The following is a 15800-nucleotide window of genomic DNA, read 5'->3' on the forward strand; positions in this document are numbered from 1 at the left end:
GGCCATATGTATGCTGATATACTGATTGTTTCTGAAAGAAACCTCTCTATCATTCATTGTACCGTTCACACAGCCTCAATTCAAATACAGTCCGTGCTTCCCCTGCATATTTCGATTTTCCATTCCTTTTCCTTTACGTATGGCTGCGAATATTGCTATAATACTCCTTGCACTTATTTGAAATTTTAAGTTTTTAAACACAATATGTTGGGTTAATTATTCATAACAACTCTAAATATAGTGATGTAGCCAATAAATTGCATGGTAACCAACCTTCTTCTCCTTCATTGGCAAGCGCATCGCTATTTCTATGTTATGGGATTACATACAGCCCCAAAATGCTGTCGTTTTTTCATTTTTACCTCTGTCAACATGCTCATCTTCATGCCCATTCCCTAAGTATGTATTCCAAATCAGGAAAGCGAGGAATTAATCCTATGCCACAACTCGTAACCAAACCAAACAACCGCCAGTTGGCTTTTGATGAAATACGCATTTCCGTATATGCCGACCGTGTGCTCAGCGGATTGGACAAGCTGGATAAAGATCGTCTTATTCGCGGTGTAACCAGCAAGCTGCGCCGGGACGAAGTCACGGGAAATGAAATTAGCAACGCGTTTGTGATGGCCGCACTTGAGCTGGTCAGCAAGGAAGAACCGGACTGGAAATTCGCCGCTGCACGTGCTTTGCTCACTTCTCTATACAAAAAAGCGGCGACCCATCGCCGTTACAAATCCTATGCAGACGAGCCTTACGGTGCCTTTTATCCATTGATCACGGAACTGGTCGAAAAGGGCATCTACCGTCAGGAATTGCTCGACTACTATACTAAAGAGCAAATTGATGAGTTGGGCGCTTCCATTTTGCCGAAAAATGACCTGCTGTTCGATTATATCGGGCTGCTGACGCTGTCTGAGCGTTATTTGGCGAACGATTTTGACGGACGTGTGATGGAGCTGCCACAAGAACGCTACATGATCATCGCGATGTACCTGATGCACCAGGAGCCTGCGGACAAGCGGATGGAGCTGGTCAAGGAAGCTTACTGGGCGATGAGCAACATGTACATGACCGCTGCGACCCCAACGATGTCCAATGCCGGGAAAAAGGTGGCCGGACAGCTCTCCAGTTGCTTTATCGACACGGTAGACGACTCGCTGGAAGGTATTTTCGATTCCAATACCGATGTAGCCCGTCTCAGCAAAATGGGCGGCGGTATCGGCGTATACCTCGGTAAAGTACGGGCTCGCGGCTCCGATATCCGCGGACATAAAAATACAAGCTCCGGCGTTATCCCATGGATTCGCCAGCTGAACAATACGGCCGTCAGTGTAGACCAATTGGGTACACGCAAAGGCGCGATTGCCGTTTATCTCGACGTATTCCACAAGGACATTCTTGCCTTCCTTGACCTGAAGCTGAACAACGGTGATGAGCGGATGCGTGCACATGACGTGTTCCATGGCGTATGTCTGCCCGATCTGTTCATGGAGCAGGTCGAAGCACGCGGCGAATGGAACCTGTTTTGCCCGCATGAAGTGAAGAAGGTCATGGGCTGGACAGATGAGAAAGGGCGTCCACTGGGACTGGAGGATTTTTATGATGAGTCCTTTGGTGCTGGCTCCTTCCGTGAGAAATATGAGGAAGCATCACAGCATCCGATTCTCTCCCGTATTACGGTGCCTGCCATCGACATTATGAAACGCCTGATGAAATCGCAGCTGGAAACCGGTACGCCGTACATGTTCTACCGCGATACGGTAAACCGTGCCAACCCGAACCGGGCTCACGGTATGGTGTATTCCTCCAACCTGTGTACGGAAATTATGCAAAATCAATCTGCGACCGTCGTGGAAAAAGAGGAACTGGTCACCAAGGATGGACAAACACGCATTGTCATTTCCAAAATTCCTGGCGACTTCGTTGTCTGCAATCTGAACTCGATCCATCTGGCTCGCGCCGTTCCGGCAGGAGTATTGGATCGTCTCGTACCGATTCAGGTACGCATGCTGGATAACGTCATTGATATTAACAATATTGAAGTGCTGCAAGCACAATATACGAACAGCCAATACCGCGCAGTCGGTCTGGGTACGTTCGGTCTGCATCACCTGCTCGCACTCGAAGGCATCCGTTGGGAATCCGATGAAGCGGTAACCTATAACGATCATTTGTATGAGAAAATTAACTATTTGGCCGTTAAATCCAGCATGGAGCTGGCAAAGGAAAAAGGCCGTTATGCCAAATTTGAGGGTTCTGACTGGTCAACCGGGCATTATTTTACATCCCGTGGCTATACGGACGGTACACGTGAAGGCAAGTTCGTCACGTCGTCCGAGTGGAGTGAGCTTGCCGAAGAGGTCAAACAAAACGGCATTCGCAACGCATGGCTGTTCGCCATTGCCCCTAACGGTTCCACGTCGATCATCGCAGGTTCTACTGCCAGTATCGATCCATTGTATGAGCTGCTTTCCTATGAAGAGAAAACAACCTACAAGATCGCGAATCCTGCACCGGACTTGAACGAAAAGACGATCTGGTACTACAAAACGGCTTTCTTGCTGGATCAGCATGCTTCGATCAACATGGCTTCTGCACGTCAGCGTCATATTGACCAAGGCCAAAGCTTTAACCTGTATGTACGCCCTGACATTAAAGCTACGGAATTCCTGGAACTGCACATCCATGCCTGGAAATCAGGTATGAAGTCGACCTATTATGTACGCAGCCGCGCACTGACGATTGAAGAATGCGAAAGCTGCGCATCCTAAACTAAAGGAGAGAAGCTCTCATGCAGTTGCAAAAGATTTTTAACACGGAAGCGCCTAACCGCTCTACCCGGATTATTGAAGGCGAAAACTCTGGCATTCTGAACTGGAACGATATTCGGATGCCGCATATGTACAAGCTGTATAAAGTACTGCTGCTCAACCACTGGATTCCGGATGAAATTCCGATGTCGAAGGACGCATCCCAGTTTCCTATGCTGGATGCCGAAGAACAGCGCACATTCAAAATTAACATCGGCCTGCTGGCTGTGCTGGATTCCATGCAAACGATGTTTGTCGGAGATGTAAAACGCTATTTTACCGACTCCTCGCTGGAAGCTATCTCAGCCATTATCGGGCAGCAGGAAGTAGTGCATAACCAGTCCTACTCCTACGTTCTGTCTTCCCTGGTATCGGAGCAGGAGCAAAAGGAAATTTTCGAATACTGGAAAAATGATCCTGTCCTGCTGGAGCGTAACACATTTATCTCGGGCATTTACCAGGAGTTCCGCGATAAGCAGAACCCGCAGACCTTTTTCCAGGCGATGGTGGCCGATTTGATTCTGGAAGGCATTTTCTTTTACAGTACATTCGCTTTCTTCTACAATTTGGCCCGTGACCAAAAAATGATGGCCACCAGTCAAATGATCTCGTATATTCAGCGCGATGAAAATCAGCATTGCTACTTCTTTGCCGAAGTGTTCAAGCAGCTATTGGCCGATTTCCCTGAGCTGAACACCAAGGAGAACATGGACTATGTCTATCGTATGATCAACCGCGCTGTGGAGCTGGAAACGAATTGGGCGCATTATACGCTCAAGGAGGTTCGCGGCATCGACTTGCACGAGCTGAGTGATTATATCAAATATATGGCGAATATGCGCCTGAGACTGCTCGGTATGGACAAAGCTTATGAAGGTGTAGATGTAAATAGTATGCCTTGGATCAAGCCATTCTCGGATGAAGCGCTGAATGCGACAAAAACAGACTTTTTCGAAGCAAAATCACGCAATTATGGCAAGGTTGGAGATGACAACGGATTTGACGATTTGTAAGTAGCAAAATACAGCCTTAACTCAGTATTTTCGGGTTAAGGCTTTTTTTCATGAGGAATGAAAAGCCTCGTTCAGAAAATCAAAAAGCAGTCCCTTTTCTTGATCAGAAAGATCCGAAATCGTTTGTAGAAAACGGGAAACCAGTTCCGTAATTTCAAGTCCCAATTCATCATTCATCGTTTGTACAGCCATACCTAAAACTGTGCCGACGAACATGGTCATACCCATTTCCTTGCTTGGTGCTGTAAGGACAATCTGCTGAATCCAGGGGCCTGTTTTACCATCCATTTTCTTCAAATATATGAACAGCAGTCCAATGATATGGGCACAGAAGTTAATTCTGGTACTGGCTTCTGAAATTTCCATCCAAATTTTACGTACAGCTTCGTTGAGACTCGTACTGCTCAAATGTTTGAGCAATTCGAAGATGCTATCAGCGTTTTTTTTCCAATCTACCAGATCCACTAGTTCATTCCGGGATTGACTGAACAAATCCGCTGCTTTATCCGTGGGTACAAATACAACCTGTGAACGTCCGGTAACCTTAGTATTTACCTCATAGCTGCGCGTAATAAAACCGAGCTTTTCAATTTCTTTCAGCATGTCGTAGGCCGTCCATTTGCTAACCCCTAATGATTTAGCCAAGGCTTCGTAATGAATAGGTAAATTCGTTTTTTGGTACAGTTCAACTAATGTATGCAAAAACTGCAGTCGGCGTTTAGTAAGTGACATGATAGCGTTGTAACCTCCCTGTGTATCTTGTTCTGCCAATCCGTTCTTGGGTTTTTTGTGTCTTACATGATAGCACTGAATACCTGTATAAGCAAGCCACTGGATTTTTCCTGATTCCTGCACAGCGGGCTGCTCTTTTACATATTTCCTTTTTAATCGGGCTGTGTTATATTTTTATTCATATTGTTTTTTGGTTTTTTTGGTCTTTGAGGTTTTCTGTGTGATTATTTTATTGGAGGGAAATGTTTATGCAATCAGCTCTCAACCCGAACGGGGTTACTATTACAGGCACAGGATTTTACGTCCCAACATCTCTATTGACCAATTTGGATTTAGCCGCGTCCCTAGATACATCCGATGAATGGATTAGCCAGCGAACAGGCATCCGTCAGCGATATATTGCGGAAACATCCACAGAAACCTCTGACCTGGCCGTCATGGCTGCAACCGATGCTTTGCACCGTGCCCAGTTATCGCCGGAAGATGTAGATCTTATTGTAGTGGCAACTTCCACTCCTGACTATGCTTTTCCCTCCACGGCCATGCTGGTCAAGCAAAAGCTCGGAAGTCGCGCACCTGCATTTGATCTGTCCGCAGCCTGTTCCGGTTTTGTGTATGCCCTCTCGATCAGCAGTGATTTGATAAAATCGGGCGCTTACCACAACGTTCTAGTGATTGGTGCGGACAAGTTCTCCAAAATCATGGATTGGCAGGACCGTAATACCGCCGTTTTGTTTGGGGATGGTGCAGGAGCTGTCGTCCTTCAATCTCGCCCCGGAGCTTCTTCGTCATTCTCCTTGCTGGGCTCGGAAGAACGTGGAGCAGACACACTGATCTCCCCCGTCACAGGGCCTATTACGATGCATGGACGAGAGGTTTTCAAGTTCGGGGTACGCATTCTGGAATCGATGCTGACCAAGGTGATGGGGGAATTGGAATTAAGCCTGGAGGATATCGCTTTGATTATTCCGCACCAAGCCAATGTTCGGATCATTGAGCATGCCGCAGACAAGATGAATATTCCAATGGATAAGTTCTTTATGAATATCGAAACCTACGGAAATACGTCAGCGGCTTCTATTCCCATTGCGCTCGCGGAAGCTGTGGAACAACAACGAATCCAGGCTGGGGATATTGTGGTTCTGGCTGGTTTTGGCGCTGGATTAGCCTGGGGCGTTCAAGTCATTCAGCTCGGATGAAATATGCTATTCTACAAAAAAAGCCTTGTCCCGTATCTATGAACCTTCTCTTTATGGAGATGGAGCATGAGTAACGAGCTGAGGCTTTTTTTACATATAAACTGATAAAATGCTACAGACATATACTCAGAATCTGAGGAGTTCACCTTCACCCGATGTGGCGCATACATATAACCTAGAGACGTGTAATTGAAGCCATAGCCCCATAGCATATCAACGCTATTCACGACGGGGGCATCAACGCGGTTTTTACCTGCTTCGTATAAGAGGGATAGCCGCCCGTATGCTGGAGCATCTCGATTTCACGTAAAATACGCGGCAAGTCAGCGATCGAGTTCATGACGATATGAGCTCCTGCCCTTTTTAATCCGTATATGCTCTGTCTGCGCCGTTCTTCTGTCACTCTGTCGTCCATTTCACGGCTGCCTGTCTGTGCTGCGCTTAGTGCGCTATCGTTATGGTTCAACACACCAATCGTCCAGACGCCGGCATTTCTTCCCTCTTGCATATCGGCTGCCGTATCTCCTACTTTCACAATATCGCTGAGCGGAAATACCTGCAAACGATGTGCAATTTCATAGATCATCCACGGATAAGGACGTCCCTGCGACACTTCACAAGGGGCTACCACACAATCCAGCGTATAGGGTGACTGTGCAGGCGAGAAAATAGGCCCCAACATCTCCATCGAGCAGGCTGCAGTGGCACCTGACTGAATACGACGCTCCTGCAATTCATGCAGTGCCTTGTCTATACCAATCGCGGGCTCGGCTCCTTGAATCAAGGAACGGAGAACCGGGACAAGCTCAACATAAATGCGCTCAATATCCGTTCTCCCGGGATGTGTACCGAAGCGCTCCAGCCATTTTTTTCGAACCTCTGAGAGTCCCAGCACATTGGCAATATGGTCACGGATCGGCAGCCCTCGCCCATGAGATACCTGTTCTTCGGTTACTTGTACACCTTTCCATCTGAAAATATCGAGCATTCCCTGGATTAGCCCCCGTCCTCCGGGGTCCAACAATGTACTTTCGAGATTAAAAATAACCGCCTGTATCATGCAATCCCCGCCTCTCCGTACCGCGGCTATCCGCAATCTTTATTGCTTAGGAACATGATACACAGCTAACGTAAACTGAAATGCCGTAAAGCGTAAGCGGATTGTAATAGAAATTAATTCCTTGACTGGTTGTAGATTACTGAGTGCCGTAAGGAGGAGTCGCAACATGAGACAGCCCTGGAATGAATTTAATTCCAAAATGCCTTGGCGGATGGAGCTTGGTTGTTATGCGCTGAACAAACTGGCCTGTGGAGGATTGGTCTTTGGCCTCTTATGGATGTATTGCTATCTGACAGAGGAAATAACGGGGATACCCGTAACGATAGCAGGCAACAGCGGTGAGCTGACCGCGCAATTATGGGCCTATGGCTTTGCCCTCCCGGCAGCTCTTGCCGCCGATGCGCTACGCGATTTTTTGCCCTGGCTGCGAAAGCCCGAGCAGTTCAGCCTGTACCTTGCCGCAGGATTCAGTATCTTTCTCCTGCTAGGGACTTTGATGTCGCCTGCCGGAGCCGGCATTTTATGGAGCAACGGCATAGCTGGTGCAGCCATCACACTGCTGTACTATGGGGGAAGGCACTGGCTGAACCGTGGGTATGGAGTACAGATCATGCTGGCCTTCCTCCTGCCGCTGCTGCTATGGCCTATAGGGCTTCAATGATGTCACCAGCCACCACTGCGGTGGAATGCTGGCGTTGACGCGCGGCTGTTTCTCCAGCTACGCCATGCAGGTACACGCCAAAGGCCGCTGCCTGCGAAGCGTTCAAGCCTTGCGCCAGCAGGCCCGCGATCATGCCTGTCAGTACATCGCCCGCGCCGCCTGTCGCCATCCCGGCATGACCTGTCGTATTGACGTAGGCCGTTCCGTCAGGGCACGCGATGACGGTACGCGCTCCCTTAAGCACCAGCGTAACCCCGCGTGTCCGGGCATACTGGCGGGCATGGGTGATGCGGTCACGCTGCACCTCTGCCGTCGATATCCCCAGCAGACGAGCCATTTCGCCGGGGTGCGGCGTCAGCACGACCGCCGCGCTTCTCGGCTTCCAGACATCCAGCTCAGGTCCGGCAGAGGCGAGGATGTTCAGGGCGTCCGCATCAAGCACGAGCGGACCATCGTACTCCTCCCACAGGCGGTGCAGCCAGCCGGTGTCCCCGGTGAAGCGGCCGAGACCGGGACCGACGGCCAGCACATCGCGCTTCTGCGCGAGCTGCAGCAGCTCCTCCGCAGAGTCGGCGTTCCATTCGCCGTCTCTACCTGTTGCTGCGGCAGCCAGCATCAGCTCCGGCGCGGCACCGATCACGTGCGGCAGCAGCGCTTCGGGCACGGCCCACGTCACAAGGCCGCTGCCGATCCGCAGGGCGGCACGTGCGGCCAGCAAGCCCGCGCCGCTCATGCGCAGGCTTCCGCCCGCGACGAGAACGTGGCCGTAGGTGCCCTTGTGCCCGTCCGGCACGCGACTGCGGCTTACGTCCACGTTCAGCGCTTCGCGCAGCGTGTCGCGGGTCAGGAGGCGCAGCTGCACGCCGCATTCGCGGGCAAGCCCGGGCGGAATGCCGATGTAGCGTACCACCACATCGCCTGCGGCCTCGGCGCCCGGGTATTGGACGAGCCCACGCTTCAGATAGGCGAGGCATACGGTGACACGCGCACGAATGCACAGCTCGTGCAGCGCACCTGTGTCGGCATCGAGGCCGCTAGGCACGTCTACCGACACGAGCGGCGCGCCGCTGGCATTGGCCTCGCGGATCAGCGAGGCATAGGGCTCGCGCGACGGGCCCTGTGTGCCCGTGCCCAGCAGGGCATCGACGATGCCTGAGGCGCCGCGCAGGTCGAGGGCATCCCGGCCGTAGACGATGACCGGGATGCCCAGAGCCGCGATGACATCGCGCTGCGCAGCCGCCTCACCGCGCAGCGTATCCGGTGAGTCGGCGTAGACAACGGTGACGAGCAGCCCTGCATCGGTCAAATGGCGGGCTGCCACCAGTCCGTCGCCCCCGTTGTTGCCTTTGCCTACGAGGATATACCAATGCTCCCGTTGCCATACCGCATGGCGCCCGTGACCCCACGGCTCCCCCCAGATGCCCCCGCTAGGGTCCGGCAGCTCGCCCGGTCCTGTCTGAGCGACTTTTGCTATCGCCTGTCCCCTGAACACATCAGCATCATCAGCACCGCAGATTGGATTGGTATTGCCTCCCGAGCTCCCATTGCTCAATCTGTGTCTCCCCACACAAAGCTTCATTACCTCGTCGGCTACCGCGCGTCCGGCGTTTTCCATCAACGTGAGGGCCGGGATACCCAGCTTGTCAATCGTATACCGATCCAGTTGCCGCATTTCATCGGCGGTCACCATGTACATACTTTTTCCCCTCCCGTATTGAAGCACCTAGTGCTTAGTATCCAACCGTAAAACGGGAATTGACAAACTCCCCTTCCACCAGCTCATCAATCAGGGCTACCGCATAATCCTCTACCGAGATACGGCTGTGACCCAGCTCGTCGACCACCAAATGATCCAGGCCAATGCGGAAATGTCCCGTACGCTTCCCCGGTTCAATAATTGCGGCAGGACTGCAATATGTCCAATCCACATCGGCAGCGCGATACAGCTCGAGTGCCTCAGCATGTGCAGCCGCGAGTGGCTTGACTTCCTCAGGGAACTCGGCGGTATCCATCAGGCGTTCACCGTTTTCTGTTAGCAGGCTTCCGGCTCCGCCAACCACAAGTATGCGCTCCGCACCGGAACGCCGTGTGCCTTCCAATAAAGACCGGGTTGCCTCAAGCAATTCTTCCTCCGCTCCAAATGTGGGACCGTAGGCGCTAATGATAGCATCATGCCCTTTTGCCACCTCTGTAACTGAATTTGGATTTAGAATGTCCGCTTGAACGACCGCCAAATATTCGCTTTGCTCCGTCACCCGCTGCGGATCACGTACCGCCGCCGTTACCTCATACTTGCGCTTGATCGCTTCCTTCACTAACGCCTGACCAATCGTTCCTGTTGCTCCGAAAATAACAACTTTCATATGAACTTGCCCTCTTCCTGTAATTTACTTATTATTCGTATTTCGCAAAATTTGATTTCAGTTACCTAAATCAATTCCTTGTCCAAGCCGCAGTGTCACGGCAAACAAGCTGTTCGGAAGGCCCTTGGCTGCAGCTTCATCCGTAATTTGCGTCAAACCAGCTTCCTTGCGTAGCGCTCGATACTCCTGGGCGAGGGAATGGCATATTCCACGCGAAGCTGTCCGTACGGTTGATTCGATGTCATGCTGAATCCCCTCTCCCTGCTTTTAATCTTGTCTATTTTACCAAAAAATACTTTATATATCTTGGTCAGACACAGACAGCCCTTGAAATGCCTGTGCGGTCTGTGCAATAGTGTAGGAAGAACAATGGAAGGAGGGATTGCGGGTGTCCCCGACGGACTTCGCGGCCTTAGCCGCATATATCTCACCCGGTCTGATTGCCTTACTGCTGGCGTTGTTCTTGCTGGTATGGCTGTACGTTCACAGTGCAACCCAGCTTCGAAATTCTCGTCAGCAGCGACTGAATGAATTGCAGGAGTCCCTGCGCATCTACGGGCGATTAGCAGGCTGCCTCCAAAGCGCTGCCCTGGACGGCAGCAACGAAAAGCAGCAATACCCGAACCGTCTGATTCATGCTCTTCAGGAGGCGAAGGCTGCTCCCTATTTGACTCCTCACTTGCAAGAGCAGGTGCAGGCATCCCTTCGAGAATGCGATGCTTTCCGCAGGGAATTGCTTCTCAAATCCCTGGAACGCGAAATGAACAAATTGATCGAGGAACGACGGCTTGTCTTGCTGGAGTCACATGCTCCTGGCTGGGGGACAGCTTTATGGAAGCTGCTTCGTCCGGCAGCCGGCCCGTTGGCGCTGACCGGGATGATCTGGCTGGTCTCAAGGCTGCTTGTGGAATTGGCATCGTCCAGCAATGTCGATAGCAGTCTGTCCAATACTATGCCATCTGCCTACTGGCTTATAGGATGTACATGGATGAGATTTGTATCCGGGTTGATCGCGCTGCTGTATGCATATCGTCTGATGACCCTACGCAGACAAAATGATCTGGACGTAACGGCTTCCCATTTTCCAACAAGCCTGTTGTCTATAGTGATTGCTGCTGTTGCTCTGTTTCAATGGATCGGACCGGAGGCTTCTCCTTACATACTCGCTGTGCAGCTTGTGCTGTTTTTGCTCGGCTTCCGGCTCACCCGAGGCCGCTCACGGAGTGATCGCCCTTATGTCGGTCATCCCGGTCTGATGAAAGCTGATTCACCTCAGCAAGGGGGACATGTGGCAGACAAAAGTAGAACGTCTGACTCATCTTTGACAGAAGAACATACCCGATATTAACCCTCAAACCACATACCACCATCAGGACATCCCAACAATCAGTAATCAGCGAATGGCTTTAGGGGTGTCCTGTTTTTTGAACAATTTTGAGCTTTTTGAGGGGTTAGGCTTGTGTCAGCAATCAAGGAAAGGGTATATTGTTTATATAAATGTAAATCATATCGTTTTTTATGTATGAATATTGAAAAAAACATATATGTTAAACTACCATCAATTGATGTGCGTTAGAATTGGAGGAACTATGCAACTGGACATTTCTGAAAAATCACTTCCCGTATATGAAGCGCTGGCCAGTGAGGTTCGGCTGAATATGATTGTTCTGCTTGCGGAAAAGCCTATGAATATACGTGAGTTGGCGGAAGCGCTGGGACTTAGCAGTGCGATCATGACCATGCATGTCAAAAAGCTGGAGAGAGCGTCCATTATTTCGACTAAAATGCTGCCTGGACGTGGTGGAGTTCAGAAGGTGTGCTCGCTGGCTACGGACAAAATTGAGATCGCCATGCCACGCTATCAGCAGGATGTGCGGCAATTTCATCAGACGGAAATTTCCGTCGGACACTTTACGGATTTTGAAATTCAGCCGACCTGTGGATTGGCCACCGTCGAAAAAATCATCGGAGAATTCGACGAGCCTCGTTCATTCCTGGACCCTGAGCGCTTCAATTCCAAAATCCTGTGGTTTAGCCAGGGATATATGGATTATAAGGTCCCCAATTTCCTGCTGTCCAGCCAAAAGGCCGAGGAACTGGAAATTTCGATGGAGCTATCGTCTGAGGCACCTTTTACCAATGATAATTGGCCGTCAGACATTACTTTTTTTCTGAATGATGTCAATCTGGGGACTTGGACCAGCCCAGGGGACTTCGGGGATAACCGCGGTAAATACACACCCGCATGGTGGCCAGACTTCATCAACCAATACGGTCTGCTCAAAAGACTTCGCATTACGTCCGAGGGTACTTTTATGGACGGCAAGCAGATATCCGATGTGACTTTAAGCCAGGTGCTGATTGATCAGAAGCAATGGAAATTCCGTATTGCCATACTGGATGATGCCCAGCATATTGGAGGGGTAACCCTGTTCGGTACCGGATTCGGTAACTACAACCAGGATATACTGTTCCGCTTGTACTATAAACCTGCCGAAAACCACACAAAAACAGCAACGATTGAAGTCGAGGAGCCTGGCAAATAGCTCTCCATCCGCTTCAGGACCTGAAACACGGCGTTTTGCCCATGCCTTTCATGGAAGCAAAGCGCCGTGTTTTCCTATGCTCGGCTACCGTACAGGCTCAATGCATACAGGAGAAGGAACCTCCAGCACATAGCCCGTTCGTGTCAACCGACCGTCATCATCATGGATAGCAAAAGATACGATGTTATTTCCATCCTGATTCGCCACCACTAGATAGCCCGACAGAATGTTAAAGTTGCGCGGCGTACTGCCGAAAGTTTCCACCCATTCGACCGCCTTCAGCTTGCCGCTGCGCTGATCGACATGGTACAGCACAATGCTGTCATGTCCCCGGTTTGACACGTATACATAGCGCCCACAGGGTGTAATCCGAATATCTGCAGCTGTATTTTCAACATCAATGATGCCTGGCGGCAATGTGGACAGGCTTTGCAGCAATGTAAGCTCTCCATTACGTTCATTGTAGCCAAATACGGCGACGGTATTGTTCAACTCATTGGCGACAAAAGCATAGGGACGTGAAGGATGAAACACCAGATGGCGCGGGCCGGAGCCGGGCGGTAAATCTGCTTCACGATGGGTCACCAATTGTCCATCCGCTGTCAAACGGTATACGACAATCTGATCCAAACCCAGATCACATACCAAGGCATACTGTCCTGAAGGATCAGGAATAATCGAATGGGGATGTGCTGCATCCAGACGGTCCTGGCGAATACCTGAGCCTGTATGCTGAACCTGCCCCGACATATCTCCCAACCCTCCTGTTTCCGTCGTCGGAAATATAGTGGCATTCCCGCCTGAATAGTTAGCTGCCAGTACATAATGTCCATCCGCTGTTACGGCTACATAGCAGGTGTGTGCTCCCTCCGTCCCTTTCCGATCCAAAGGATGCAGCTCCCCTGTCTGGATATTTACCTGGTACGCATACAACTCACCTTCCTCTGTCTCACTGGCAGCGTACAGCTTTTCCCCATCCGGGTGCAGTGCCAGAAAAGAAGGCCGCTCAATCCCCTCCACACCACCAATGATGCGCAGATCACCGTCTTCTATATCCAAAGCACATACATAAATCCCTCTTTCATCCCGAGACGCATAAGTTCCTGTATAAAATAACTGCTCATATTGTTCATCCATATGGCTCATGCCTCCCTCCGTTGCTGCGTTGTCTTACACTATTACCCATAATCGACTCCAAAGTACACTTTGATTCTCTTTACACAAACTTTTTGTTTTGTTATATTGTTAAAGTTAATTGTCAACCATATAAAATCCATTTTGGTTGACAATTAAAACAATAGATTGGTGAAGGATGGTGATCATTACGCACTATGAACGTCTCGCCGCCATGAATAAGGCGCACTTATGGCTTCCCTTTACTCAAATGAAAGATTACAACAAGTCGGACCCTCTTATTATTGAGCGTGGTCAAGGTGTCAAACTGTATGACATCCAGGGCCGGTCTTATTATGACGGATTCTCGTCTGTTTGGCTGAATGTACATGGTCACAACGTACCGGAACTGAATCAGGCCATCACGGATCAGTTAGAGCGGGTCGCCCACTCTACACTGCTGGGAATGGCGAATATACCTGCCATTGAATTGGCCGAGAAGCTGGTGGGAATCACCCCCAAGGGCTTAAACAAAGTGTTTTACTCCGATTCAGGAGCAACCGGTGTCGAAATCGCAATCAAAATGGCGTTTCAATACTGGCACAACCGCGGAGTACATCAGAAAAAGACATTTATTACGATGAATCAAGCGTACCATGGGGATACCATCGGGGCAGTCAGCGTTGGCGCGATTCCCCTGTATCATGATGTGTTCCGACCGATGTTGTTTCCCACAGAAACCATTCCTTATCCTTATGCTTATCGCCACAAAGGCGGCGCAGCGGGTGCAATGGAGTCTACTTTAACTGCTTTACGCAGTTTGCTGGAGACTCGTGGGGATGAAATAGCAGCTCTCATAGTGGAGCCAATCGTGCAGGGAGCGGCAGGAATGATCATCATGCCGCCAGGCTGTTTGCGGGAAATGGCTTTGCTTTGCCGTAAACATCATGTACTTCTCATCGCGGACGAAGTCGCAACAGGCTTCGGTCGTACAGGAGCCATGTTTGCCTGCGATCTGGAAGGCGTTGCGCCTGATCTGATGGTTGTTGGCAAAGGACTCACTGGCGGCTACTTGCCCGTCGCCGCGACACTTGCGACTGACGAGATATACGATGCCTTCTATGCCGATTATCAAGAGCAAAAAACATTTTTCCACGGACACTCCTTTACCGGAAACCCACTTGGCTGTGCCGTTGCTTTGGCCAGTCTAAAACGAATGGAGGAGCGGGATATGCTCAAAGACGTAATATCAAAGGCCTCACTCGTCGAGCAAAAGCTTATGGCACTTAAAGAACGTCCGCATGTCGGTGAAATTCGGCAAAAGGGCCTGATGATCGGAATCGAACTCGTACGGGATAAGGCCTCACGCGAGCCATACGGCTGGAAAGACCGGATCGGCGTTCGCGCTGCCGAGCGTGCAAGAGAACTTGGAATGCTTACAAGACCGCTTGGCAATGTTGTTGTATTTATCCCTCCTCTTGCCAGCACAGAGGATGAGTTGAATGCTATGACAGATATTTTGGCAGCATCCATTGTGGACGTCACCGAAAATGGATTAACGATATGAGCACACTACGGGGAATGTTTATAACCGGTACGGATACCAGCGTTGGGAAGACCATTGTGACATCGGCTCTTGCCGCTACGCTGCGTGCAGAAGGTCTGAATACAGGTGTCTGGAAGCCTGTTCAGTCCGGCAGCCTTCTTGGAAGCGGAGCCACGGATGCCGAACGTCTGCTGCAAAGTACAGGCATCTGTGAACGCCCCGAGGCTGTAGCGCCTTTTACGTTCGAAGCACCTCTGACCCCAATGCTTGCTGCCAAGCTGGCTGGTGTGACGCTTAGTCTTCAGGAGATCATCACCGCAGGAGAACCACTTATCGGGCGCTATCAGGCACTGCTTATTGAAGGCGCGGGCGGGGTCGCTGTACCGCTGACCGAAGACGCGCTGGTGATTGACCTGATTTCCATGCTTCACGTACCTGTTCTGATTGTAGCCAGATCCGGTCTGGGTACAATCAATCATACCCTTTTGACCATTTCCTTCTTACAGCAGCGCGGAATCCCGATTGTAGGCATCATTATGAACAACAGCGAATGTATTGACGCCCTGGATGATCCAAGTGCCATGACAAATACAGAACTCATCGAACAGTACAGCGGCGGCCTGAAGGTCCTTGGACATTTTCCATACTTACATGACAAGGCAAATACCGAGATGCTTATCCATTCTGTTCGAAGAACCATTCAATTAGCGCCGATCAGACAAGCATTGTCATTAATAAGGTGGTGATGATCATCCTT

The 15800-nt window shown here is 50.5% G+C and carries 13 protein-coding genes; 8 read left to right on the top strand and 5 right to left on the bottom strand.

Annotated elements, in window-relative coordinates:
• Window positions 1-437 precede the first annotated feature (437 nt).
• Together KQI_RS0115550 and KQI_RS0115555 are read left to right on the top strand one after the other, a co-directional pair.
• Window positions 438-2771, top strand: coding sequence for a ribonucleoside-diphosphate reductase subunit alpha (locus KQI_RS0115550; RefSeq protein WP_010347730.1), 2334 nt, complete (start codon window positions 438-440; stop codon window positions 2769-2771).
• Window positions 2772-2791: 20 nt separating this feature from the next.
• Entirely contained in the window at window positions 2792-3823 is a 1032-nt protein-coding gene (locus tag KQI_RS0115555; protein WP_010347731.1) for a ribonucleotide-diphosphate reductase subunit beta, read from the top strand.
• Window positions 3824-3871: 48 nt separating this feature from the next.
• On the opposite strand, the gene KQI_RS0115560 is transcribed toward KQI_RS0115555, so the two are convergent.
• On the bottom strand, window positions 3872-4555 hold the full coding sequence (locus tag KQI_RS0115560; protein WP_029390184.1) for a MarR family transcriptional regulator: 684 nt from the start codon (window positions 4553-4555) through the stop codon (window positions 3872-3874).
• 248 nt (window positions 4556-4803) lie between these two features.
• Here KQI_RS0115560 and KQI_RS0115565 point away from each other — a divergent pair, with 248 nt between their 5' ends.
• Complete coding sequence (locus KQI_RS0115565; protein ID WP_010347733.1) at window positions 4804-5754, top strand: beta-ketoacyl-ACP synthase III; 951 nt, start codon at window positions 4804-4806, stop codon at window positions 5752-5754.
• Between the two features lie 223 nt (window positions 5755-5977).
• Here the strand turns inward: KQI_RS0115565 and KQI_RS0115570 are convergent, their stop codons facing one another.
• A complete protein-coding gene (locus KQI_RS0115570; RefSeq protein ID WP_010347734.1) occupies window positions 5978-6814 on the bottom strand; it encodes an HAD hydrolase-like protein in 837 nt (278 codons plus the stop codon).
• Window positions 6815-6980: 166 nt separating this feature from the next.
• On the opposite strand from KQI_RS0115570, the gene KQI_RS0115575 reads away from it, so the two are divergent.
• Complete coding sequence (locus tag KQI_RS0115575) at window positions 6981-7475, top strand: hypothetical protein (protein ID WP_010347735.1); 495 nt, start codon at window positions 6981-6983, stop codon at window positions 7473-7475.
• Here the strand turns inward: KQI_RS0115575 and KQI_RS0115580 are convergent.
• Both KQI_RS0115580 and KQI_RS0115585 read right to left on the bottom strand, forming a co-directional pair.
• Entirely contained in the window at window positions 7459-9171 is a 1713-nt protein-coding gene (locus tag KQI_RS0115580; protein WP_010347737.1) for a bifunctional ADP-dependent NAD(P)H-hydrate dehydratase/NAD(P)H-hydrate epimerase, read from the bottom strand. The genes KQI_RS0115575 and KQI_RS0115580 overlap by 17 nt on opposite strands.
• A gap of 34 nt (window positions 9172-9205) precedes the next feature.
• Window positions 9206-9838 (bottom strand): NAD(P)-dependent oxidoreductase, encoded by a 633-nt coding sequence (locus KQI_RS0115585; RefSeq protein WP_010347740.1) that lies wholly within the window; start codon window positions 9836-9838, stop codon window positions 9206-9208.
• A 388-nt stretch (window positions 9839-10226) separates the two neighbouring features.
• Between KQI_RS0115585 and KQI_RS0115595 the strand changes: the two genes are divergently transcribed.
• The gene (locus KQI_RS0115595) at window positions 10227-11186 is read left to right on the top strand and encodes a hypothetical protein (protein WP_010347743.1); all 960 of its coding nucleotides are present in this window, start codon (window positions 10227-10229) and stop codon (window positions 11184-11186) included.
• 241 nt (window positions 11187-11427) lie between these two features.
• Entirely contained in the window at window positions 11428-12384 is a 957-nt protein-coding gene (locus KQI_RS0115600; RefSeq protein WP_010347744.1) for an ArsR/SmtB family transcription factor, read from the top strand.
• 84 nt (window positions 12385-12468) lie between these two features.
• Here KQI_RS0115600 and KQI_RS0115605 read toward each other — a convergent pair whose 3' ends face one another.
• On the bottom strand, window positions 12469-13521 hold the full coding sequence (locus KQI_RS0115605) for a lactonase family protein (RefSeq protein WP_010347745.1): 1053 nt from the start codon (window positions 13519-13521) through the stop codon (window positions 12469-12471).
• A 175-nt stretch (window positions 13522-13696) separates the two neighbouring features.
• Here KQI_RS0115605 and bioA point away from each other — a divergent pair, with 175 nt between their 5' ends.
• Together bioA and bioD are read left to right on the top strand one after the other, a co-directional pair.
• Window positions 13697-15064 (top strand): adenosylmethionine--8-amino-7-oxononanoate transaminase, encoded by a 1368-nt coding sequence (gene bioA / locus KQI_RS0115610; protein ID WP_010347748.1) that lies wholly within the window; start codon window positions 13697-13699, stop codon window positions 15062-15064.
• Entirely contained in the window at window positions 15061-15789 is a 729-nt protein-coding gene (bioD, locus tag KQI_RS0115615) for a dethiobiotin synthase (RefSeq protein WP_029390185.1), read from the top strand. The genes bioA and bioD overlap by 4 nt, the downstream gene beginning before the upstream one ends.
• Window positions 15790-15800 lie beyond the last annotated feature (11 nt).

This window comes from Paenibacillus peoriae KCTC 3763, from assembly GCF_000236805.1.
GTDB lineage: Bacteria > Bacillota > Bacilli > Paenibacillales > Paenibacillaceae > Paenibacillus > Paenibacillus peoriae.

What these genes read in the sequence shown, in the direction of transcription:
- KQI_RS0115560 (WP_029390184.1), bottom strand. Translation starts at nt 4,555, where the DNA reads ATGTCACTTACTAAACGCCGACTGCAGTTTTTGCATACATTAGTTGAA.
- KQI_RS0115555 (WP_010347731.1), top strand. Translation starts at nt 2,792, where the DNA reads ATGCAGTTGCAAAAGATTTTTAACACGGAAGCGCCTAACCGCTCTACC.
- KQI_RS0115575 (WP_010347735.1), top strand. Translation starts at nt 6,981, where the DNA reads ATGAGACAGCCCTGGAATGAATTTAATTCCAAAATGCCTTGGCGGATG.
- bioA (WP_010347748.1), top strand. Translation starts at nt 13,697, where the DNA reads ATGGTGATCATTACGCACTATGAACGTCTCGCCGCCATGAATAAGGCG.
- KQI_RS0115580 (WP_010347737.1), bottom strand. Translation starts at nt 9,171, where the DNA reads ATGTACATGGTGACCGCCGATGAAATGCGGCAACTGGATCGGTATACG.
- KQI_RS0115605 (WP_010347745.1), bottom strand. Translation starts at nt 13,521, where the DNA reads ATGGATGAACAATATGAGCAGTTATTTTATACAGGAACTTATGCGTCT.
- KQI_RS0115585 (WP_010347740.1), bottom strand. Translation starts at nt 9,838, where the DNA reads ATGAAAGTTGTTATTTTCGGAGCAACAGGAACGATTGGTCAGGCGTTA.
- KQI_RS0115570 (WP_010347734.1), bottom strand. Translation starts at nt 6,814, where the DNA reads ATGATACAGGCGGTTATTTTTAATCTCGAAAGTACATTGTTGGACCCC.
- bioD (WP_029390185.1), top strand. Translation starts at nt 15,061, where the DNA reads ATGAGCACACTACGGGGAATGTTTATAACCGGTACGGATACCAGCGTT.
- KQI_RS0115565 (WP_010347733.1), top strand. Translation starts at nt 4,804, where the DNA reads ATGCAATCAGCTCTCAACCCGAACGGGGTTACTATTACAGGCACAGGA.
- KQI_RS0115600 (WP_010347744.1), top strand. Translation starts at nt 11,428, where the DNA reads ATGCAACTGGACATTTCTGAAAAATCACTTCCCGTATATGAAGCGCTG.
- KQI_RS0115550 (WP_010347730.1), top strand. Translation starts at nt 438, where the DNA reads ATGCCACAACTCGTAACCAAACCAAACAACCGCCAGTTGGCTTTTGAT.